We start from the raw sequence: 20,759 nt of genomic DNA on the forward strand, positions 1-20,759 counted from the left end.
GGTGCTGGTCCCCGCGATCCAGATGCTGGGGCGCCGCGGCTTCACCCAAGGGCCGCAGCCGGTGACCTATGTCCACATCATGTTCGACCGCCACCAGATCGTGCGGACCCATGGCATGTGGTCCGAAAGCTTCCAGCCCGGCCCGCGGGTCCTGGACGGCATGCCCGACCCCCAGCGCGACGAGTTGCTCCGCCTCTTCCCCGAACTTGCCGCCCCGGATGCCTACCCGGCCGCACGGATGACCCTGAAGGGCTACGAGACGCGGATGCTGCTTGGATGTTGAGAATGCTACCTGGCGCTGCCCGACGAATGCGAACCAGGCTCGGTTACCTCACCCCGCGTTCGGGTCCGTCAGCGAGAAAGCCGCACAACGCGGCGAGAGCAGCGGCGCGGGACGGCTTCCAGGTGCCGAGTTTCTGGAGATGGCGCCCGGTCGGAACGCGGCCGCCGCCCGAGGCATTCACGGAGGCGAGCTTCTGCAACGTCAGCATGCGGCGGACCCACAACGCCAGGCGCAATGTTCCGCGGCAACCAAAGGTCATCTGGCAACACAGTGCCGTCCCGCTCCGCTCATTCCCTCATAGCGCCTGCGATCAAGCCCATACTCGTTCAAGCAAGCCTCAAACCACCGTCGCGCCGCGAAAGCACCCACTGTTTCAGTTCCGATATCGGAAGCGGTTCTGACCACAGGAATCCTTGCCCCACATCGAAGCCAAGAGACTTCATCGCGATGCGTTGCGCTTCGGTCTCGATGCCCTCGGCAAGCAAGGTCGCGCTCAGACCTTTGGCCATGGCTGCAGTGGCCTTTAGGATTGTATCCATGTTGCCGGTCCCCGACATATGGACCAGGGAGCGGTCGATCTTGATCGCAGAGATTTCGGCGCGAGAGATCCTGGCCAAGGATGAGTATCCGACGCCGAAATCATCAATTGCCACGCCGAACCCAGCCCGACAAAGCTTCTGAAGGGTCTGAATTGCCGGATCAGTATCGCCTTGGATAAAGATGTTTTCCAGAATTTCGATGGTCACTTGCCCCGGGTCAATCATGTATCCGGCGGCGACATTGAACAGGAGGTCGCAGAAATCGGGGTTCCGAAGCGCCGGACCGCTCACATTGACCGAAAGTTTCCCAAGATCAACGCCTTCCACCTGGCTTTGCCGATAGTCCTGGAAGGCATGCAACATGATCTGACCGTCCAAAGCATCGACCAGATTACATTTCTCTGCCATGGCCATGAATTGGCCCGGACCGATCATGCCGCGCTCCGGGTGGTGCCAGCGTGCCAGCGCTTCGACACCGGTAAGCTGGCCGTCCTCAAGGCTGATCTGTGGTTGGAAGCAAACCTGAAATTCCATGCCTCTGATGCCGGACTTCAGTTCGGTGGTCATCTGGTGAATGCTTTCAGCTGTCTCTCGCATGCTTTGTCTGAAAGCTGTTGTGACGCCCTTTCCACGACGCTTGGACTCATAGAGCGCGATGTCCGCATTGCTGAGGAAGATGTCGATGTTGCCGTGGGTTCGTTCACTCAACGAATACCCAATGCTAACCCCGAGAACGCAGCGCTCCTGGCGACCGTCATCAAGGGTCACCATCATGGGGGCATCGACCTCTGCGATCAGAGCATCGCCAAGCTCAGCGCAAAAAGCCTCCATGTCTCCGGATGGCAAGTAGCCGCAAATCATGAATTCGTCGCCACCAAAACGGGCTACGACGTGGTCCTGCAGTCGCGTTTCGACCTGCAGTTTCGCCTTAATGCTATTGGCGACTGTCTTCAGGACCTGGTCCCCCACCGGATGTCCCAATGTGTCGTTCACCGCCTTGAAGCCGTCGAGATCGAGCGCCAGAACAACCAGCCGATTGGCCTTGATGGGGTCCTTGAGCATCTCGCTGAGATGGGTCACGAAACGGCTCCGGGTCGTAAGGCCTGTCAGAGGGTCGTGCCACGCCTCACGACGCAGACGTCGTTCTGCGTTCTTGCTGATGGTTATGTCCTGGTGGGTCCCATACATCCAGAGCGGCTTTCCATCCGCAGTCCACGACCCGACGCGCCCCCGGTCAAGAACCCAGACCCAATGCCCGTCGCGATGCCGCATTCGAACGGAAGTGTCGTAGAAGTCGACTTCGCCCCGCCAGTGCTGCTCCAGCGCCCGATTTGAGATCTCCAGATCCTCAGGATGGGCGAACCTCAGCCAGGTCTCGATAGTCGTCGGCTGCAGTTCTTCAAGCTTGTAACCAACAATTTCGGCCCAACGTTCGTTGAAGATGGTCTCGCCGGTTTGGACGTTCCATTCCCAAGTGCCGACGTTGGTGCCGCGAATGATCTCTGACAAGCGCCGCTCGCGATCCTTCAATTCAGAGATGTCGATGCGCAACCCGACCCGGCCTCCGCTTGGGGTCTTCTGCTCGACCACGCGCACCCATTTGTCGTTGCCCAGCTTCTGTTCTTGAACGATGCCCGCGTCGAGGTGAGCCTGAAGCCGCTGCGCGACCCAGTCCTCCTCGCATCCTGCGGCTTCCGGATACTGGCCCTGTGCCAAACCGTAACGCAGGATGTCCTCGAACTGCGCGCCCGGTACGATCGCCTTCGCGCTGAGATCGTAGGTTTTCAGGTACCGTTCGTTGAAAACCACAAGCTGATCGTTCTTGTCGTAGAGTGCGAAAGCATCCGGAAGAACCTCAACGGCACTGCGAAGGCTTTCCTCGGCGCGGCGGGCATCTTGGACGGCCAGATCACGCAGAGCTTCGGCCGTCTTTCTTTCGGTGATGTCGATGGCAATCGCCATGAACCCCGACAGATTGCCCTGCGCATCAAGCAGAGGCTGGATATTCAGGTAGACCCAGTAGTCGCATCCGTCATTCGAGCGGTTCAGGATATCGCCGTTGAACTCGCGTTGCGCATCGAGCGCATCGTTGATGGCCCGGATGGTGTCGCGTGAGGTCTTGTCGCATTGGACGACCGAACTGACTGTCTGACCGCGTGCTTCAGCAAGACTGTAGCCCGACAATTCCTCGAAGGCGGGGTTCACCCATTCGATGCGTCGGTCGGCTCCGCACATGATCACCGCGGTCCGCGCCTGTTGGACCACGTTGCTTAGCCGGAGCAGGTGCTCGCGCTGTGCCCTCTCTTCGGTGATGTCGCGGAAGGTGCCGAAGACCCGCACAATCTTCCCGCCGATGATCTCCGCAGACGCCGTCGAGCGGACCCAGATGCGTCGGCCTTTCGCAGTCACGAATGGCAGTTCAAGGTCGAAACGCGTGCCTGCAGTCATCAGCGCAGATACTGCGGCGCGGAGCTCTGCTTGCGCCTCTTCGGGGTAGAAACTCAGCCCGTCCTCGACCTTTGGTGTATAGGTGCCGGGGTCGAGTTCATGGATACGGAAGGTAACCTGCGACCAGTACAGGAACTGCGTGTCGAGGTCGATTTCCCAGGTTCCGACGTCGCTCATGATTTCGAGTTCGGCTGACAGCGCCCGAAGTCGCCGATCGTCGGTCACATTACGTACGGTTGCGCAGATGACGTCGTCGGAGGTTAGGGCGAAGGGCGACCACTTGAGCCAGCAGTATCCGCCACTCTTCCGGGCGAAACGTGCAGAGAAGGGCCGAGCGCCGGTGCCCTGTCCCCAACTGCCCGTAGCGGCCGTTGCTTCGTCTGCATTGTCGGGGTGGATGTACGAAAGGAACGGCTGCCCGATCAGATCCTCACTGTCAAACCCCGTCGCCTCGCACAAGACCGAGTTGGCATGGACGAACAATCCGTCGCGCGAGAATCTGCAAATGGTGTCCATTCCCGGTGAATCGAGGAAAAGCATCGCGCCTGCAGAATCGATGCTGGGAACGTGTTGGAACATGTGTCGACCTCTGGATCGAATGGGGGAAACCCATTTCCGATGGCCGAGGAACGTAGGCTTATTCCGTTAACGACCTCTTCCCGTACAGAGGCACTATCGGTCAAATGCGAAGCAGGTTCGTCTATCCTTGGCCCCACCTCTTGATTGGGTAGCTATAGGGCTGCGCCACCCGGCGAGTGCGGCGGCGCAAGTCTGCTTGTGGCGTTACGACTTGGACGGGAGGCTCCATCGGAAAGCAGTTGTGGATCAAGGTGTGGACTGAGGCAGAACGTCTGCAGCGTTTGCATCCACCGGAACGGCAACTTTGCGCGGTCTCATCGTTGGAGCGGCTGATGCGAAGCCTCGGACCGATGGTTGGGACGGCGCCCCATCTTCCGGTCGTCACCGCAGTCCGGGCCCTTCAAGGCGGGGCAGTAGGACCGAAGGCGATCCGTGACGATAGTTTCCGGACGGCCGCGCCACTTCGTGGATTTCCAAAAGAGCTTAAGGGCTGCCTTGCGGTCGCGGGTCTTGGGGACGACGCTTTCCAGCACCTCGCCCCCTTGATCGACAGCGCGCAAGAGGTATTGAGACACCTCGTTGATCTTCACGTAGACCGCGTCCAGGAGCAATCTCCAGTGGCGATGAGCGCGCTTGTCCTCGACGCGCTTGTTCCTGATCTCTGCAGCAAACATCGGGCCGGGGCGTGTTCTACCAGAACGCACCGTCCCGTGGCTGATCTCGATATCAACGTATGCTGGAGACCCTCGACGTTTCGCAGCGACAGCGGAAAGGGGAGCGTTTGGACATCCGCGAAGACTGGCCACGTGCCCCGCTCGGCTCAGGCGAAGTTCCTCTGACAACACCATGTTGATCAGTGTCGCAGGATTTCCAGGCGGCTGGAGCCGCAGAGCAGGGTTGCCGATCCTCACGCCAGGTAAACCGGGCGTCCAAGGATGACCGGGCGGGAAGGAGGGCCGACATGCTTCCTACGCACAATGGCGGGCACCAGTAGCGCGTCCGCGTCCATCCATCCTCACGATCTTGTGACAACCTTGCGTCAGCCGGTCCGCTATGTGCTGCCGTAGAACGCGCACGGACGCCTGATGACCTTCGACCGTCTTGCCACGACCGGCGACCCACAGCACAGCCGTTTCCATCGGCTGGGCACAATGCTGCGTTGCGTCCTGCTAGTTCTGGCGCTTGGCCTGCTTACCTTGCTCGTTGCGCCGGGCGCGGCAGAGGCTCATGGCTTCCACGCGGCAGAGAATGCCGCAGATCTTGCTGATGAAGCCCCAGCGACCGGGGATTACCTAGGTGTCACGGCGCAGTGCGAAACCACGTGCTGTTCTCCCGCAACATGTGCGACAGCACTTGTGTCGCTGCACGACGCATCGCCTCGGTTCGATGCCGGAAACGAGCGCTTTTCGCTTCCGTCCGACGCCCGTGTCGACGGATCGCAGCAGACCGCGCTGAGGCGACCACCCAGAGCCTGACGGAAAGAGAGCGCCACGGGCCAGTGGCATCAATTCCGTCAGTCTGATCGAGGTGTGTCGTGACCAATCTTCGCGTGGGTGTGCTTGCCACCCTTTTCTGCATCCTGCTTCCGTTTGCCGCCCCGGCGCATGAGGGCCATTCGCATGGGGACGAGGAACCTCCCACCACGGTCATAACCGCACCCCGCGCGACCGGGCTTTCCCCCTTGTTTCAGCTGGTTGCTGTGGCGAACGGTCCCGCCCTTACGCTTTACATCGACCGGTTCGAGACGAATGAGCCTGTCATCGGGGCCGAGGTGTCAGTCGAAACGCCGGCGGGCCCGGTCGCGGCGAAAGCCGACGGCGAGGTGTATCTGCTGGACGCGCCCTGGGCGACCAAGCCGGGCGACTACGAGCTGCTCTTCACTGTCGTTGCGGGGGTGGACATCGACTTTGTCACCGCGACCCTGACGATCCCGGAAGCCCTGCCGGTTGCAGAGCCCGCGCCCCCCACGGCCGCCCTGTGGCAGCTTCTGGACCGCCCCTCGCGGGTCGAGGCGCTTAAGCTGGCGGCGCTGGCCGGGGCGGGGTTCCTGCTGGGCTTGGCGGTCATGGCGGTGGGGCGGCGACGCGCAGTTGTGGCGGGGATCGCGACGGTCGTCGTTGCACTGGCGTTGGGCACGACCGTTGCGATGGCTGACACTCCGGCATCCGGCGAGCCCGTCGTCCGCGATGTGGCACAGCGGCTTCCCGACGGGCGGATCTTTGCCCCGAAGGCCGCGCAACGCATTCTTGCGATCCGTACCCTGATGACGGTGGAAACCGAACATCGCCGCAGCATCGAGATGGCGGGCCGCGTGGTGCCCGACCCGAACGCCAGCGGTTTCGTCCAGACCGCGATCGGTGGCCGCCTTGCCCCACCACCTGACGGATTCCCCGCTATCGGCAGCAAAGTGGAGGCCGGTCAGCTGATGGCCCTGGTCGAGCCCTCGCTCGCGGCGGCCGACCTTTCCTCGATCCGGCAGGCCAAGGCCGAACTCGACCAGGAGATCGCGCTGGAAGAAGGCCAGCTTGCCCGTTACCGGCCCCTTGCCGAGGCAGGGACAATCTCGCAGGCGCAGCTCGAAGAGGTCGAGCTTACCTTGCAGGGCCTGCGCGACCAGCGCGCAGCACTCGACTCCCAGCCGATGAACGCCGAGCCGCTGGTGGCGCCTGTGGCAGGGATCGTGTCGAAAGCGAACGCGGCACCGGGGCTGACTGCGGAAACCAATACCGAAGTGTTCCACATCATCGACCCGGCGAAGCTTTGGGTCGAGGCCTCGCTCTTTGCCGACGCCGCCGTCGCCGGCACGGCCTCGGTTGCGGACGAGGGCAGCGATGCCATCCCGCTGACCCTGATCGGCAAGGGCTTTGCCGAAGACGGTCAGGCCCGCCCGGTGCACTACCGCGTTGACGATCCGTCCGGTCGCCTGATGGTGGGGGAGCGGGTGACGGTCTACGCCGAAACCGCGGATGTCACGACGGGGATCGGCGTGCCGCGCGAGGCGGTGATCCGCGGGGCGAATGGCGAAAGCATCGTCTTCGTCCACGTCGGCCCCGAGCTTTTCGAGCCTCGCGCCGTGCGGACCGAGCCCCTTGACGGCGGCAGCGTCCTTATCGTCGCGGGTCTGGCCGAAGGTGACCGGGTCGTTACGCAGGGTGCCGAACTTCTGAACCAGCTGCGCTGAGGGGAGGGCAGACATGTTCACCTTCCTTGTCACGCAGTCGCTGCGCAACCGTGTGCTGGTGCTGGCCATCGCATTCATCATGATGGGCTATGGCGCCTTCACCGCACTGCGCCTGCCGGTCGATGTATTTCCCGACCTGAACCGCCCGACCGTCACCATCATGACCGAGGCCGAAGGGCTTGCGCCGCCCGAGGTCGAAAAGCTGGTCAGCTACCCGATCGAAACCCAGATGAACGGGCTTCCGGGGGTGGAACGGGTCCGGTCCGTCTCTGGCGTCGGCCTGTCGATCATCTATGTCGAGTTCGACTGGGGCACCGACATCTACCGCAACCGCCAGCAGATCGCCGAAAAGCTGACCCTTGTCGCCGCGCAACTGCCCGAGGGCGTAGTGCCGCAAATGGGGCCGATCAGTTCCATCATGGGGCAGATCATGCTGGTCGCCGTGACCGCGCCCGAGGGCGTCTCGCCGATGGAAATGCGCGAGGCGGCCGACTTCATCGTGCGGCCGCGCCTCCTGACCATCCCCGGCGTGGCGCAAGTCATCCCCATCGGGGGCGAGGTGCGCCAGTTCCGCATCGCGCCTGACACCAACGCCATGCGCGCGCTTGGCGTGACGCTGGAAGAGGTCGAGGCCGCAATCACCGCCTTTGGCGGCAACACGGGCGGCGGCTTCACCGACCAATACGCGCGCGAGTTCTTGATCCGTAACATCGGCAGCACACTCAGCCTTGAAGACCTGAAAAAGGTCGTCGTGAAAAGCGACGGGCGTCAGTCGATCCTCCTGCACCAGGTGGCCGACGTCGGCTATGGCGCACGGCTGAAACGGGGCGAGGCGGGCTATATGGGCAAGTCCGCGGTGATCGTCTCGGTCGAAAAGCAACCCGATGTCGACACGGTGAAGCTGACCCGCGAAGTCGAAGCCGCGCTGGCCGAGATCACCGCAGCCCTGCCGAACGGCATCCGGGCCGACGACATCCTGTTCCGCCAGTCGGACTTTATCGAAACCTCGGTCAAGAACATGCAGAAGGTGCTGGTCGAGGCGATCGTGGTCGTCGCGATCGTCCTCTTCGCCTTCCTCTTGAACACCCGAACGACCTTCATTTCGCTGACCGCGATCCCGGTGTCGATCCTTGTCACGGCCATTGTCTTCCAGATGCTGGGCCTGTCGATCAACACCATGACGCTGGGGGGCCTTGCCATCGCCATTGGCGAACTGGTCGACGATGCGGTGGTCGATGTCGAAAACATCTTCCGAAGGCTGCGCGAGAACCGGCAGGCCGGGAACCCGCGCTCGACCTTCCAGGTGGTGGTCTCCGCCTCGCAAGAGGTCCGCTCGGGCATCGTCTATGCGACGATAATCATCGTGCTGGTCTTCGTCCCACTTTTCGCCCTGTCGGGGATTGAAGGCCGCCTTTTTGCGCCCCTTGGGCAGGCCTACATCATCTCGATCCTGGTCAGTCTGCTGGTCTCGATCACGCTGACGCCGGTGATGGCCTATTACCTGCTGCCGGGCCTGAAGCGCCTGGACGAACACGAAAGCTGGCTGATCCGTGTGTTGAAGCGCGGCAACCGGGCAGCGCTTGGCTTCGTCTTCCGTTGGCAGCGGAGCCTCATGGCGCTGTCCGTCGCGGCCGTTCTGGCTGCAGCGGGGGCGGCGCTTCTCCTCCCCCGCGCCTTCCTGCCGCCCTTCAACGAAGGCACCTTCACCATCTCGATGCTCTTCAACCCCGGCATCTCGCTGGCGGAATCCCACCGCGTCGGGCTGATCGCCGAGAAGCTGATCCTCGACGTGCCCGAGGTCAGCGCCGTGGGCCGCCGCACCGGGCGAGCCGAACTTGATGAACATGCCGAGGGCGTCCATTCCTCGGAAATCGAGGTTGACCTCGAACCCTCGGATCGCTCGAAGAACGAGATCGTGGCCGATATCCGCAGCCGCCTGTCGCTTTTGCCGGTGGCGGTGAACGTGGGCCAGCCGATCTCGCACCGGCTTGACCACATGCTGTCAGGCGTGCGTGCGCAACTGGCGCTGAAGGTCTATGGCCCCGACCTCGACACGTTGCGGACCGTGGCCGAAGGCCTGCGCGCCGAGATGGCGGGGATCGAAGGCATCGTCGATTTGCAGGTGGAAAAGCAGGTCCGTATTCCGCAACTGGAAATCCGCGTCGATTACGACCGGGCGGCGCTTTACGGCATCCAGCCCGCCGCGATCACCGAGGCGCTGGAGCGGCTGTCGAACGGCCGCGTCGTGTCCCGCCTGGTCGATGGTGCGCGATCTTATGACGTGGTCATGCGCCTGCCCGACGAAAGCCGCACCACCCAGGCGCTTGGCGATCTTCTGATCGAGACGCCGGCGGGCTGGGTGCCAGTGCGCGAACTGGCCGAGGTGACGGAGACCGACGGGCCGAACCAGATCCTGCGCGAAAACGGCAGTCGGCGGATCATCGTGCTAGCCAATACCGACGGACAGGTCGACATGGCCGCCGTCGTCGCGCAGATCCGCGCCATTCTGGCAAAGGCCGACCTGCCCACCGGATACACCGCCTCGCTGGAGGGCACCTTCCAGGCCCAGGAAGAGGCCAGCCGGACCATCGCGCTTCTGTCGCTGATTTCGCTCGGGATGGTCTTCGCGATCCTATACAGCCGCTACAAATCGGCGGTCTGCGCGCTGATCATCATGGGTTCGGTCCCACTGGCCCTGATCGGGTCGGTCGCGGCGCTGTGGATCGCGGGGCAGCCCCTTTCCGTCGCTTCTATGATCGGCTTCATCACCCTGACCGGCATCGCGGCGCGCAACGGCATCCTGAAGATCAGCCATTACATCAACCTTGCCCTGCACGAGGGCATGCCCTTCGGGCCCGACCTCATCATTCGCGGTTCGCTGGAACGGTTGACGCCGGTCCTTATGACCGCGCTTTCCGCCGGGGTCGCGCTCATCCCGCTGATGATCGGGGCCGATGCGCCGGGCAAGGAAATCCTCAGCCCGGTGGCGATCACCATCTTCGGCGGGCTGATCTCCTCGACCCTGCTTGACACCTTCCTCACCCCCGTCCTTTTCCTCCGCTACGGCCGCAAGTCGGTGGAGCGGTTGGTCGAGGCCGAGAAAGCAAGACTGTCGGAGCCACAGCTGGCATTCGGCACTCCCCTCCAGACCTTCTAATCCGAAAGGACAAACCCATGCTTCGCAGCCTTCTCGCCCTGCTTTTCCTTGCTGGCCCCGTCGCCGCCCATGAGCCTGGTATCGGCCCGAACGGCGGCATGCGCGTCGACGCCGCCCCCTACCGCGTCGAACTTGTCCCCGCGGGCACGATGGTGAATGTCCACGTCACTCTGGACGCCGATGACAGCGTCGTGGACACGTCCAGCATGACCGGCACCGCCATTCTGCTGATCGACGGCAAGCCCGTCCGCGTGCCGCTTGCCCCCGCAGCGCCGGGCGTACTGTCCGCCGACACGGGTGTGACCGTACCGGTGGATGTGAAGGGCGCGGTCCAGCTTACCGGGCCGGATGGAACCACGGTCCAGGCCAAGTTCTGAAGTCGGCCGGCACCGGCCGCTGCAAGTTTCGGCGGAACTGTTCTTAGAGGTCGTTGCGCGCCAAAGCTGACCTTGAAGCCTTCTCTCCTCAGCATACTTGCATGGGGCGGGGTGCTGTGTTTTCAACCCGAGCGAGCGCTTCACGGCGCTCAGCAGGGACGGAACTCTCAGACCCAAGGTAGGTTGTAGTGACTAGCCGGTTTTTCGTCGGCCCCGATGCTAGCAGCAGAGGCATTGCCCGATGCACAAGTTGAAGCATTTCGAAGACTTCGGTCTGGTAGTTGTTACGTATGATGAACCGTTTTCTGTAGCCGATCTGATGGAAGTGGGTGAGACCCTTGGTAGTCCGGGATCCGGCAAGGGCCGACACCGCGCACTCCTGATCGATCTACGCAAGGTTGCTGTCGCCGGAATTTCTGGAGAGGACAGCCGCAAGTTCATAGCGCTGCGAAAGATGCGCATGCCCGGCATTCCGGCGGAGCCCGCTGCCTTTCTGATCCAGAGCGGCCACGACTTCGGCAACATCCGGATGCATAACTTGTGGTCTGAAGCGATGGGGCTTCGCAAGGAAGAAGACACTCTGATCACCGTGGATCTGGAACAGGCCCTGTCGTGGCTAGCCGCAAAGACGGCCCAGCCCGGGCTGCTGGACGCGATGCTTCGCCAACTGCCTCGATAGCCAAGCTGCTGCATCTGCGCGTCCGGCGGGTCGGCTGACACCTGGATGACAGGAAGCGGCACTGCTTCCAGGTAAAGAGCTGAAGCTGCGGGTATAATTCGTCTTCCACTTGGCAATCGAGCCAACGAGCAGCCGGGACGCCTTAGTTATTCTCCATCTGGATAACTTGTTAACGCTTTTGGCTTCGAGTATAACTTTTGCCGTCAAGTTGGGCGCACGGTGCGCATCGGACGTAAAGGACGATGTCATGGACGAGGGAGAACAGGGGCAGTCGCTCGCCAAGCTGGTTGCCCAGTTAAGGATGCGCATCGCAGCTCTCGAGAAAGAGTTGGCGGTGTACGGAAGCAAGTATGGCTTCACCGACAACGCCCGATCGTTGCTTGCCCGACCGCAGGATGGGTGAGCATTATCTGCCCGACAGCGTGACCTCGGTTCAAGCCCTCGGTCGCAATGCTTGAAATACGCCTGCTACCTCTGCAGCGGCGATCTACGCTCCCCACGCGCCGCTTCCTTCCACGCCGCGCCCGTACCCGCGCGTCGCAAGCTCGGCCGCAATGGCACCGAGCGACCTATGTCCCTCCGCCCGGATGTCTGCGAGTATCGGCGCCAAATCTGCCGCATGGGCCTCGGCAATTGCCGAGACAGCCGTTCTGAGCGCCGCCCCACCTTTACCGGCTCGCCCCCGGCTCTCCGCCTTGCGCCCGCTTTCGACCTCGGTGAACCGCGCCAGAACCTCGACACCGTGGGTCACCGCGAAGTCCTCGATCACCTTCCTCTCCGCTTATGGCCATCCTGCCGTCTGGCGTGAGCTTGGAATGGTCCCGGGGCTTGCCCGATGGATTTGCGGCTTCCGGGATGATCCGGTGGGTGGTGATGGGGCGCCGGTGCCCGTGCTTGGCCAGCGACGCAACCCCCATTGAAAGAAACGGAAAAGTCCGGTCGCAGCCAGAACGGGAGAGCACTTTCGCTGGGGCAGGTGGCCAAGGGGACGGGCCCGACATCCAACCTTTCTGTCCTGTAAGTTACGGATATTTATGGAATGGATCTGGACTTGCGTGATCCTGGCGGGTCTTGATGACCTGCTCGTGCAGCGGTCCTGAACCTAGGCGGCGGGAACCGGATGTAGAACATCACCGCCAGGCGGATAATCGTGGGTCTGGTCTGGAAATAGCGGCAGGACGAAGGTCTGGTCTTCAGAAAAGGCAAGGTGGCCTTCCTCGTCGGCCAAAGCTCATTTCTTTCGACTTTCGGTTTCCGCGAGATTTGGGTCCCGTGCACTGCCATCGGCGTTAGTCGGGACAGTTGCCACTTAATGAAAAACCGTCGTCAGTGTCCCAACCTCTATTCGTGGCGGGTGCGGCCACCCTGAAAAGCGTTTGCCAGCACAAGGTTTCGGAGGTGTCAGATTTCCGCAGGCGCGCATGGCGTCTTTGCGCCGCAGCAGGGGAAGACACCTCGGGCCGTAGATTTGTGAAAGATCCCGAAGATCGACAATCCCGGCGTCGGTCGACTTGCGGACACTGTAGATCGCTGCTGCGATGGCAATGCGCGCTGCAGGGTGAAAAGCGGCAAGGGCGACGCGGCCAGGATACATCGTCTCGACCATGGCACCTGCTGCCTGCACTAGCGAATGCTGTTCCAGAAGCAGGTGGTGATAGGATACGGATCGAACGCCGCGCGCAATGCGGACACCACGCAGTCCGGCTTCGGCGAGGTGCTTGGCGCGGACCAAAGCAGGCTTCCCGCCTACGCCCGTGGCTTGCACCGCATGTTGTGGCGACAGGCGCAAGGTCAGCGTGTTGCCGATGCTACCCGGCTCGAAGTGGATCGGAAGCTGGCCCGGGTCCGCCTCAAGCTCGGCCCGGCCAAGTGTGCGTGAGCCCGCCCAGATCACGGGGGCCGGACCTTCCGGCGTCACGACCAGGTCGCCCTTCTTGAATGTCTCGACGGGGCGTGCCCCGGAAGGGGTCAGGATCGGGGTTCCGGCAGCGAAGCAAGGGATGCCGATGGCGGTCAGTTCGCGCCATCCGTCCACCTGATCAGGTCGGACGTTCTGCAGCACCACCCGCTCACCGCCAGGAAAGCTCAGGATGGCATCGCCGGTGCCGTCACCGATGGTGTCGGTGACCACCACGTCCCGCCAGGTCAGGGAGGCACCCAAGGCATTGGTCAACTCTGACACATCGAGCTGGTCGATCGTTTTTCCGCCGACCAGCGTCATGTTGAAATCGGAGACCGTGTCGGTGGCGCCAGCGATGTCCAGGTAGACGATGTCGTTCCCGTCCCCGGTCGCGATCAGGTCGGAACCCGCGCCTCCGACGAGGGTGTCATTGCCGGTCCCACCAAAAAGCGTGTCATTGCCCGCATTCCCACGCAGCGTGTCGCTGCCGTCGCCGCCCGACAACCGGTTGTCATCAGCGCCGCCGGTTAGGCTGTCGCCAGATTGGGACCCGGTGACATTCTCGATCCCCGACAGGGTGTCTCCTGCCGCATCGCCGCCTGACCCCGCCCCGGTCGAGAGGTTGACCGTGACGCCCGCCGCAGAGGTGGAATAGTCGGCCGTGTCGATCCCAGCGCTGCCGCTCAAGGTGTCGGAACCGGCCCCGCCAATCAGCGTGTCGTTCCCGGCGTCCCCATCAAGCCGGTCATTGCCGGTACTGCCCTCGATGCGGTCGTCGCCATCCCCGCCCTGAAGGTCATCATCGCCCCCGTCACCAAGGAGGCTGTCATTGCCCACCTGGCCCAGGATCGTGTCGTTCCCGAGCCCGCCAGCGATCGTGTCATTCCCGGCCCCGCCTTGCAGCCGGTTGTTGCCGCCGTCGCCGATGATGCTGTCGTTGCCGCCGCCGGTGGTGACGTTCTCGATCCCGGTGTAAACCTGCGATCCATGTCGCAAGTCAGCGACATTGCCGACAGTCATATCAACGGTCAGGTTTCGATTGTCATCTGGCAGCAATTCCAGCGTGTCGGTGCCGTCGCCACCAGCGATCGTGTCTTCGCCGTTGAAGCTGCCGCCGACGCGGATCGTGTCGTTGCCCGCGCCACCATCTAGCAGGTTCTGCACGCTGAAATCGGTGCCGTCGCTGACCAGCAGGTCATTGCCGTCGCCGCCGAACAGGCTGTCCGCGCCAATCCCGCCATTCAGGGTGTCGGCATCATCGCCGCCATAGAGCGTGTCAACGCCGCCGTCGCCCAGCAGGAAATCCGCCCCGCCCTCACCGCTGACAAAGTCCGCCCCGTCGCCGCCATACAGCGTGTCGTTGCCTGACCCGCCGATGACCGAGTCATTGCCCGCATCGCCCGAGACGATGTCGTTGCCGCCATCGCCGTAAAGCACATCAGTGCCGGTGCCGCCGCTGACACTGTCGTTCCCGTGACCGGCCCAGACGGTGTCGTTCCCGTCGGCACCGTCAATCAGGTCATTTCCAGTAGCGCTGGTGCCCGCCACGTCATCGATGAAGTCACTGCCAGCGCCGCCGGATATCGTGTTGTTGCCAGTTCCAAAGTAGATCGCGTCATTGCCGGCACCGCCATCGATGGAGTCGTTTCCGTCCCCACCAAGGATCGTGTCATTGCCCGCACCAATGCTGTCGCCTTCGGCATCGACAAAACCGACGCCCATGACGTCGCCGGCAGCGGTCCCGTCGACGGCGCCTGAAAAGCGGATGTTCTCAATCTCGCTAAAGGTCAGCGTGCCGCCACCGCTGGCCGTCGTGAAGGTGACCGTCCCTGCCTCGTTGTTCCCACCGCCAAAGGTGATGGTCTGCACATCGGCAAAGTTCAGGACAAGCGTATCGGCGTCCAAGCCACCTTCGCCGCCTGCGACAGTGTCGCCCGCGTCGCCGTAGATCGTATCGGCATCATCCCCGCCGGACAGGCTGTCAGCGCCAGTGCCGCCGAAAATCAGGTCATTGCCAGCATCGCCCGCAACGGCATCAGAGTTCGAACCGCCATAGAGCCTGTCGTTGCCCGAGCCGCCCGCCAAAGTATCATTGCCATCGTCGCCAAACAGGCTGTCGTTGCCGAGGTCACCATACAGAAGGTCTTCGCCTTCGTTGCCTTGAAGGACGTCATTGCCCTCATTGCCGAGCAGCAAGTCATTGCCCGCTTGGCCGTACAACGTGTCATCGCCTTGTCCGCCATAGGCGTTGTCATCGCCGTCTTCGGCGAATACCAGGTCGTTTCCGCCATCGCCAAGGACCGTATCGTTCCCTGCGCCAGCAGAGACGTAGTCATCGTTTTCGCCAGCCGAAACGTAGTCGCCATCACCTTCGCCGAACAGGCTATCATTGCCATCTCCGCCGAAGAGCGAGTCATTACCTGCGCGCGCTTCGATCCTGTCGTTGCCGCTGCCACCGACCAGGCTGTCATTCCCATCGTCGCCGACAAGGGTATCGTTCCCCGCACCGCCATCGAGGCTATCATTGCCCGTGCCGCCAACCAGATAGTCGTCGCCGTCGCTTCCGTCGATCAGATCGTCGCCATCGCCACCATCAAGCGTGTCGCTGCCAAGTCCGCCATAGAGGCGATCGTTGCCAGCCCCACCGAACAGGCTGTCGCTCCCGACATCGCCGTAGATCTGGTCATCGCCAACCTGACCTGACAGCGAGTCGTTCCCGGCGTCACCGTAGGTCGTGTCGTTGCCATTGCCGGAAAAGACAGTGTCGTTGCCATCGCCGCCGTAGAACAGGTTCACGCCGTCAAGCTGACCCCCGGCGTGGTCGTCGATCAGGTCATCTCCCGCTCCGCCGTAGACAGTGGTATCGCCCGCACCGAACCACACAGTGTCGTTGCCGGCGCCGGCATAGAGCAGGTTGTTCCCGGTCAGGAACGTGCCGCCGACATCGTCCAGCACGTCATCGCCATCGCCGCCAAAGACTGTGTTGTTGCCCAGGCCGAACACGATCGTGTCATTGCCGACGCCGCCATCAAGGTTGTCACTGCCAGATCCGCCGGAGATGCTGTCAGCCCCGCTGTGAGCGAAGATGGTTACCCCGTCCGTATCCGCCGCGGCGTTCAGCGTGTCGGCAAAGTCGGTCCCGGAGACGCCCTCGACCCCGGTGAACGTGCCGGTGGCAAAGCCGCCCGAAAAGGCATAGCTGCCCTGATCCGTGCCGCTGAACGTGACGCTGACCCCGTTGGTGCTGGCCCAGTTGCCAAAGCCCAGCGCGTCGAAATCGCCCGTGTCTTCGCCCAGATCGTAGAAGTCGGCGTTGTGGTCGTCGGTGATGATCCCCCAGTCATTGCCCGCGCCGCCAAAGCTGCTGTCGTTGCCGGCACCGCCAAAAAGCGAGTCATTGCCGGTGCCGCCGTAAAGCTGGTCGTTGTCGTCACCCCCGATGATGCTGTCATCGCCCGCATCGCCATAGAAGGTGTCATTGCCACCTTCGTCGTTCCAGCTGCCGAAACTGTCGTTGCCGTCACCCCCAAAGCCCAGGTCGTTGCCGTTGCCGCCGTAGAAGGTGTCGTTTCCGGCGTCGCCGCGGAGCGTGTCGTTGGCGTCTCCGCCATACAGGAGATCGGCGCCGCCATTTCCGACCAGACTGTCCTGCCCGGCACCGCCCCGGATGACGTCGGCACCCGAGCCGCCGGTCAGGGTGTCATTGCCCGCCTCGCCATTCAGGTCGACGGCTACCGTCGCGTTCGACGCGTTCATCGTGTCGGCATTGTCCGTGCCCGAAACGGATTCGAAGCCGGAGAAACTGCCGGTCGTCTGCCCGCCGAAATGGCTGTAGGATCCTGATCCGTCGGGGCTGAACGTGACGTTTACACCCGAGGTGCTTTGCCAGTTCGTGAAGTCGAGCGTATCGGTACCGCTGCCGCCGAACAGGGTTTTTGTCCCGACGTTGTCCCAAAGCCGGACAAGGTCGTTACCGTCTTCGAGATAGAAGATGTCGGTGCCGGTGCTTGGATCAACCGTGTCGTTGCCAGACCCGGCATAGACGGTGTCGTTGCCGTTCCAGTCGTCGATCTGGTCATTGCCTGCACCGCCGTAGACCAGGTCCCCGCCGTCGCCCGCATTGATCGTGTCGTTGCCATCCCCGGCCCGGATCACGTCAGCGTTGTTGGTCACCGCGTCGCCGTTTGAATCGGTGTATCCGACGCCCATGTTGTCGGCACCGACCGTTCCATCGACGGGGCCCAGGAAGTCTCCGGCCAGTCGGTCCGCGGCCATGCCGGGCGTGGGCGGCTGGGCCGAGTTGAAGGTAATCGACAGGATTGGCTTGGCTTGCAGAAGCGCCTGGTTGGCTTCCTGTCCGGCCGTCTCTGTGGTCATGAACAGTTCGCCCGTGGTGGACTGGGCGATCTTGGCAACGACCGAAGCCGTCGTTCCGTCGGAATAGGTGACCGTGGCGTTATAAGCCCCCCCGCCGTCATAGCGGTAGGTCGTGCCGTTTACGGCGAATTGGTCGGGGTTGTTGTTGACGTCGTAGGTGTTGCCCGGGCTGCCGACCGGCGACCAGATCCCGACGTTGTCATAAAGCGGGTTGCCCGCCCCGCCGAAGGTCGAACCGACCAGCGCGCCCAGGTTCTCTGACGACGTGTTGCCTTCGGTCGGGTCGATGTCTACCGCAGACTTGCCGAGGTAGATAACTTCAAAAGTCGTAGGCATCCGCAGAACCTTGTTTCAAGCGGGAAGCCTTCGTTTCCGGTCCGACACCGCAACCCCGGAAGCCTGACAGCCAGCGATCCGGCCTTCAGCCTACGGTGTGCGGTGCTCGGATAAAGAACCGTCACCGTTGTTTCCCAGAGTCTCGCTGATCCGAAATTGGCGTATCAGGCTTAAGGACCGATGAATTCCGGCCTGGCTTGCGATGTGGAACGCAAGCAGGCCAACGCTCGAAAGTCGGTCCGGGGTTAGGATCGGTTCACCGGCCTGAGGCTGCCCAGTCTGCGTGATTCAGGCTTCCGAACTGACGGGGGGACTGTCAGAAGAATGCGAACCAGACTCCGTTACGCCGATCCCGCCTTTGGATCAGGCAGCGAGAAGGCCGTGCCTTGCTGCGACAGCGTAGGCGCGGGTCGTCTTGGAGGTGTCGCGATCTTGGAGGTGGCGCTCCGTCGCAAAGTGGTTGTGGACCGAGGCAAGCCTTGAGGCGAACTTCTGCAACGTTCGCAGGCGCGGGAACCGCAACTTCGGTCGCTCGCGTCGTTGGAATGGCATGAGCCAGTTCCCGGACCTATTGCGTAGCCCGCGCCCCAACTTGTGATCATCACCGCGACCGAAGTCTTTGATCTCGGGGCTCGTATCGTTTTGGCGGAAAGGGGAGCGTTCGGAAATCTTCCGAAGCTAGCTTGGCGCTCTGGCGCACAGCAAGCGAAGTTCTTTCGACAACATCGCTGTCAAACCATCATTCAACGGGCCAACAGCGCGTTGATCGGGCTTGGCCGGTCGTGGCGACAGGCCCCATTCGGGGTCCATGATCAGTTCCTGCAGGTCTGTTGTGCCTGTAAAAGGCCAAAGCCATAGACATCGTCCCGGCCCGGGTCGCCCAGATCACGCGCCGCGGAGGCAAGCTCGGCAGACAGTGTTGCGGCATCAAGATCGGGCTTCTGCTCCAGCGCAGCGGCGGCTGCTGCGGTCACGAAAGGCGCGGCAAAGGATGTTCCGGTCTTGGGTTTGGCCCCACTGACCGAGGCCGCCGTCCAGACCTCGACTCCAGGTGCCGCAAGATCGACATGCGGCCCCTGACCTGCCCGCCGATAGACAGTGTCATTGGCATCGACGGCAGTGACCGCAATCACCCCCGGATAGGCCGCGGGATAGCTGGGGGCGGACTTGGGGCCCCCATTGCCCACTGCAGCCACAACGATGACCGCGCGTTCCACCAAAGCCGCTGTCGCAGCCTCCAGCACGCTGTTTGGCGGTCCGGCCAGACTCATGTTGATCACGCGAACGCCGCGGTCGGCCAGAAAATCCATCCCGGCGGCAAGGGTGAAGACATCGGCGCGCTCATCGCCATCCTTGCTGTGGAAGGCATCGACGGCAACCACTTGGGCATCCGGCAAGAGCCCGGGAGAGCGGCTGTCCGGGCTGCCGATCAGCAACGAAAGAACCGCCGTGCCGTGGATGGCTCGCGAGGGGTCAAGGCTGTCGGGCGCAAGCCGGTGAACGTCCAGCCGGGCTGAGGCAAAGGCGGCATGGTCGGGGTTGATGCCAGTGTCGATCACGCCGATTACCACACTGGTCGTGCAGGCTGCGGACGGGACCTGTGCCTGCCAGCCTATCTGTTCCAGGGTAGCGCAGTGTTCGCCCTTGCAGATAGCCGGTTCGACCCGGGGGGATGACGATTCCTCTGTCCGGTAATAGTGGTTGAAATCCGCATCCCCGCCCGAGGCCAGTGCGCGGACCAGATCGCGGGCGGCTTCCAGTGTCAGGCCTTCCGGGATGGCCAGCCGCCGGGCGACGATGCCGATCTCGGGCACCGGGCGTTCTTCCAGCACGCGGAACCCCTGACCCAGAAGGGTGGCCAGGTCTGCATCGGTCAAAGCCAGCGTTACGATTTCCCCGGGGGCGAACTGAGAAAGCTCGCGCGGGGCCTGAGAGGCTGGGGCGCGCCGGGGTGGCTTGCCTGTCGTCCGCGACGGCGGATCTTCGTTATCAACGCGACCGCCCCCGGTGCCATCGTCATCGCCATTCGTGCCTGCACCAACACTGCCGCCTGTTCCCCCGCCAGAACCGCCCGTTCCACCACCACCGCCCCCGCCGCCACCGCCCCCGCCGCCACCGCCACCGCCGCCGTCATCATCGTCATCGTCGTCGTCACCGCCATCGTCGTCATCGCCGTCCTGCGCGAAAGACGCATCCTCGTGCCAAATGGCCGGAGCAAGTGTGACCATGCCCAGAAAGAGCATCACGGTCACAAGGTGGAGAAGGAGTTTGTCCTGCATGGGGGCGTCCGGTTTCCTGATTGGTGATCGGGGTAGCGATTTCCGTTCTTTCGCTTTACGGATGACCCGCGGGCGCTATTCCTTTGCGTCCAACATAATCCTGAGCAGAAAGAAGTCATGCCCGACAGGTTCAGTGACGAGCTGATTGCGCTTCTGCCCAATCTCAGGCGGTTCGCGCTTTCGCTGTGCCGGCGGGGGGATCTGGCCGACGACCTTGTGCAGATCACGGCGGAACGGGCCTTTGCGGCTCGCGACCGGTTCGATCCCTCGACTCGGCTGGACGCCTGGCTGTTCCGCATCCTGCGCAATGCCTGGATCGACCATGCGCGGCGCACCACCACACAAGGCGTGACGATCGAGATTTCCGATGCTCCGGATGCGGCGATCGTCGACGGTGTCCGCGACATCGAGGCCGTCCTGACCCTGCGCAAGGCGGAGGCCGCAATTGCGGACCTGCCGGAGGACCAGCGCGAGGTGATGATGCTGGTCTGCGTGGACGAGCTGAGTTACCGCGAGGCGGCCGAGGTGATCGGGGTTCCGATCGGCACGGTGATGAGCCGTCTGGCCCGGGCGCGTCTCGCGGTCGCAGCCAAGATGGGAATAAAGTGATGCGCCGTGCGTTAG

At 62.8% G+C, this 20,759-nt stretch carries 13 protein-coding genes; 7 read left to right on the plus strand and 6 right to left on the minus strand.

Annotated features, from left to right (window positions below; all coding sequences use genetic code 11):
- Positions 1–283, plus strand: a 283-nt coding sequence (locus AC2EAL_RS12095) for a Hint domain-containing protein (RefSeq protein WP_484724482.1), incomplete at its 5' end; no start/stop codon positions are given.
- A 326-nt stretch (positions 284–609) separates the two neighbouring features.
- Here AC2EAL_RS12095 and AC2EAL_RS12100 read toward each other — a convergent pair.
- Complete coding sequence (locus tag AC2EAL_RS12100; RefSeq protein ID WP_484724483.1) at positions 610–3,849, minus strand: sensor domain-containing protein; 3,240 nt, start codon at positions 3,847–3,849, stop codon at positions 610–612.
- Between the two features lie 314 nt (positions 3,850–4,163).
- Complete coding sequence (locus AC2EAL_RS12105) at positions 4,164–4,523, minus strand: DDE-type integrase/transposase/recombinase (protein ID WP_484724484.1); 360 nt, start codon at positions 4,521–4,523, stop codon at positions 4,164–4,166.
- A gap of 860 nt (positions 4,524–5,383) precedes the next feature.
- Here AC2EAL_RS12105 and AC2EAL_RS12110 point away from each other — a divergent pair.
- The 5 genes from AC2EAL_RS12110 (at position 5,384) to AC2EAL_RS12130 (ending at position 11,646) form a co-directional block, all read left to right on the plus strand.
- Positions 5,384–7,030, plus strand: coding sequence for an efflux RND transporter periplasmic adaptor subunit (locus AC2EAL_RS12110; protein ID WP_484724485.1), 1,647 nt, complete (start codon positions 5,384–5,386; stop codon positions 7,028–7,030).
- A gap of 13 nt (positions 7,031–7,043) precedes the next feature.
- On the plus strand, positions 7,044–10,187 hold the full coding sequence (locus tag AC2EAL_RS12115; RefSeq protein ID WP_484724486.1) for an efflux RND transporter permease subunit: 3,144 nt from the start codon (positions 7,044–7,046) through the stop codon (positions 10,185–10,187).
- A gap of 17 nt (positions 10,188–10,204) precedes the next feature.
- Positions 10,205–10,564: a hypothetical protein gene (locus AC2EAL_RS12120; protein ID WP_484724487.1), complete on the plus strand. Its 360-nt coding sequence runs from the start codon at positions 10,205–10,207 to the stop codon at positions 10,562–10,564.
- 241 nt (positions 10,565–10,805) lie between these two features.
- Positions 10,806–11,243 carry a hypothetical protein gene (locus AC2EAL_RS12125; protein WP_484724488.1) on the plus strand — a complete coding sequence of 146 codons (438 nt, stop codon included), beginning with the start codon at positions 10,806–10,808 and terminating at the stop codon, positions 11,241–11,243.
- Between the two features lie 247 nt (positions 11,244–11,490).
- The gene (locus AC2EAL_RS12130) at positions 11,491–11,646 is read left to right on the plus strand and encodes a hypothetical protein (protein WP_484724489.1); all 156 of its coding nucleotides are present in this window, start codon (positions 11,491–11,493) and stop codon (positions 11,644–11,646) included.
- 84 nt (positions 11,647–11,730) lie between these two features.
- Here AC2EAL_RS12130 and AC2EAL_RS12135 read toward each other — a convergent pair whose 3' ends face one another.
- The 4 genes from AC2EAL_RS12135 to AC2EAL_RS12150 all read right to left on the minus strand — a co-directional run bounded on the left by AC2EAL_RS12135 (position 11,731) and on the right by AC2EAL_RS12150 (position 20,026).
- Positions 11,731–12,012 (minus strand): hypothetical protein, encoded by a 282-nt coding sequence (locus AC2EAL_RS12135; protein ID WP_484724490.1) that lies wholly within the window; start codon positions 12,010–12,012, stop codon positions 11,731–11,733.
- Between the two features lie 540 nt (positions 12,013–12,552).
- Positions 12,553–17,856: a Hint domain-containing protein gene (locus AC2EAL_RS12140; RefSeq protein WP_484724491.1), complete on the minus strand. Its 5,304-nt coding sequence runs from the start codon at positions 17,854–17,856 to the stop codon at positions 12,553–12,555.
- Between the two features lie 812 nt (positions 17,857–18,668).
- A complete protein-coding gene (locus AC2EAL_RS12145; RefSeq protein WP_484724492.1) occupies positions 18,669–19,733 on the minus strand; it encodes a S8 family serine peptidase in 1,065 nt (354 codons plus the stop codon).
- Between the two features lie 8 nt (positions 19,734–19,741).
- Positions 19,742–20,026 carry a hypothetical protein gene (locus AC2EAL_RS12150; RefSeq protein ID WP_484724493.1) on the minus strand — a complete coding sequence of 95 codons (285 nt, stop codon included), beginning with the start codon at positions 20,024–20,026 and terminating at the stop codon, positions 19,742–19,744.
- Between the two features lie 226 nt (positions 20,027–20,252).
- Between AC2EAL_RS12150 and AC2EAL_RS12155 the strand changes: the two genes are divergently transcribed.
- Positions 20,253–20,744 (plus strand): RNA polymerase sigma factor, encoded by a 492-nt coding sequence (locus tag AC2EAL_RS12155; protein WP_484724494.1) that lies wholly within the window; start codon positions 20,253–20,255, stop codon positions 20,742–20,744.
- Positions 20,745–20,759: the final 15 nt, after the last annotated feature.

This window comes from Tabrizicola sp. T74, assembly GCF_057219935.1.

Bases quoted from the DNA above. Each gene is read 5' to 3' on its own strand.
- AC2EAL_RS12105 (WP_484724484.1), bottom strand. From the start codon at position 4,523: ATGTTTGCTGCAGAGATCAGGAACAAGCGCGTCGAGGACAAGCGCGCT.
- AC2EAL_RS12100 (WP_484724483.1), bottom strand. From the start codon at position 3,849: ATGTTCCAACACGTTCCCAGCATCGATTCTGCAGGCGCGATGCTTTTC.
- AC2EAL_RS12155 (WP_484724494.1), top strand. From the start codon at position 20,253: ATGCCCGACAGGTTCAGTGACGAGCTGATTGCGCTTCTGCCCAATCTC.
- AC2EAL_RS12140 (WP_484724491.1), bottom strand. From the start codon at position 17,856: ATGCCTACGACTTTTGAAGTTATCTACCTCGGCAAGTCTGCGGTAGAC.
- AC2EAL_RS12130 (WP_484724489.1), top strand. From the start codon at position 11,491: ATGGACGAGGGAGAACAGGGGCAGTCGCTCGCCAAGCTGGTTGCCCAG.
- AC2EAL_RS12115 (WP_484724486.1), top strand. From the start codon at position 7,044: ATGTTCACCTTCCTTGTCACGCAGTCGCTGCGCAACCGTGTGCTGGTG.
- AC2EAL_RS12150 (WP_484724493.1), bottom strand. From the start codon at position 20,026: ATGACGACGATGGCGGTGACGACGACGATGACGATGATGACGGCGGCG.
- AC2EAL_RS12120 (WP_484724487.1), top strand. From the start codon at position 10,205: ATGCTTCGCAGCCTTCTCGCCCTGCTTTTCCTTGCTGGCCCCGTCGCC.
- AC2EAL_RS12125 (WP_484724488.1), top strand. From the start codon at position 10,806: ATGCACAAGTTGAAGCATTTCGAAGACTTCGGTCTGGTAGTTGTTACG.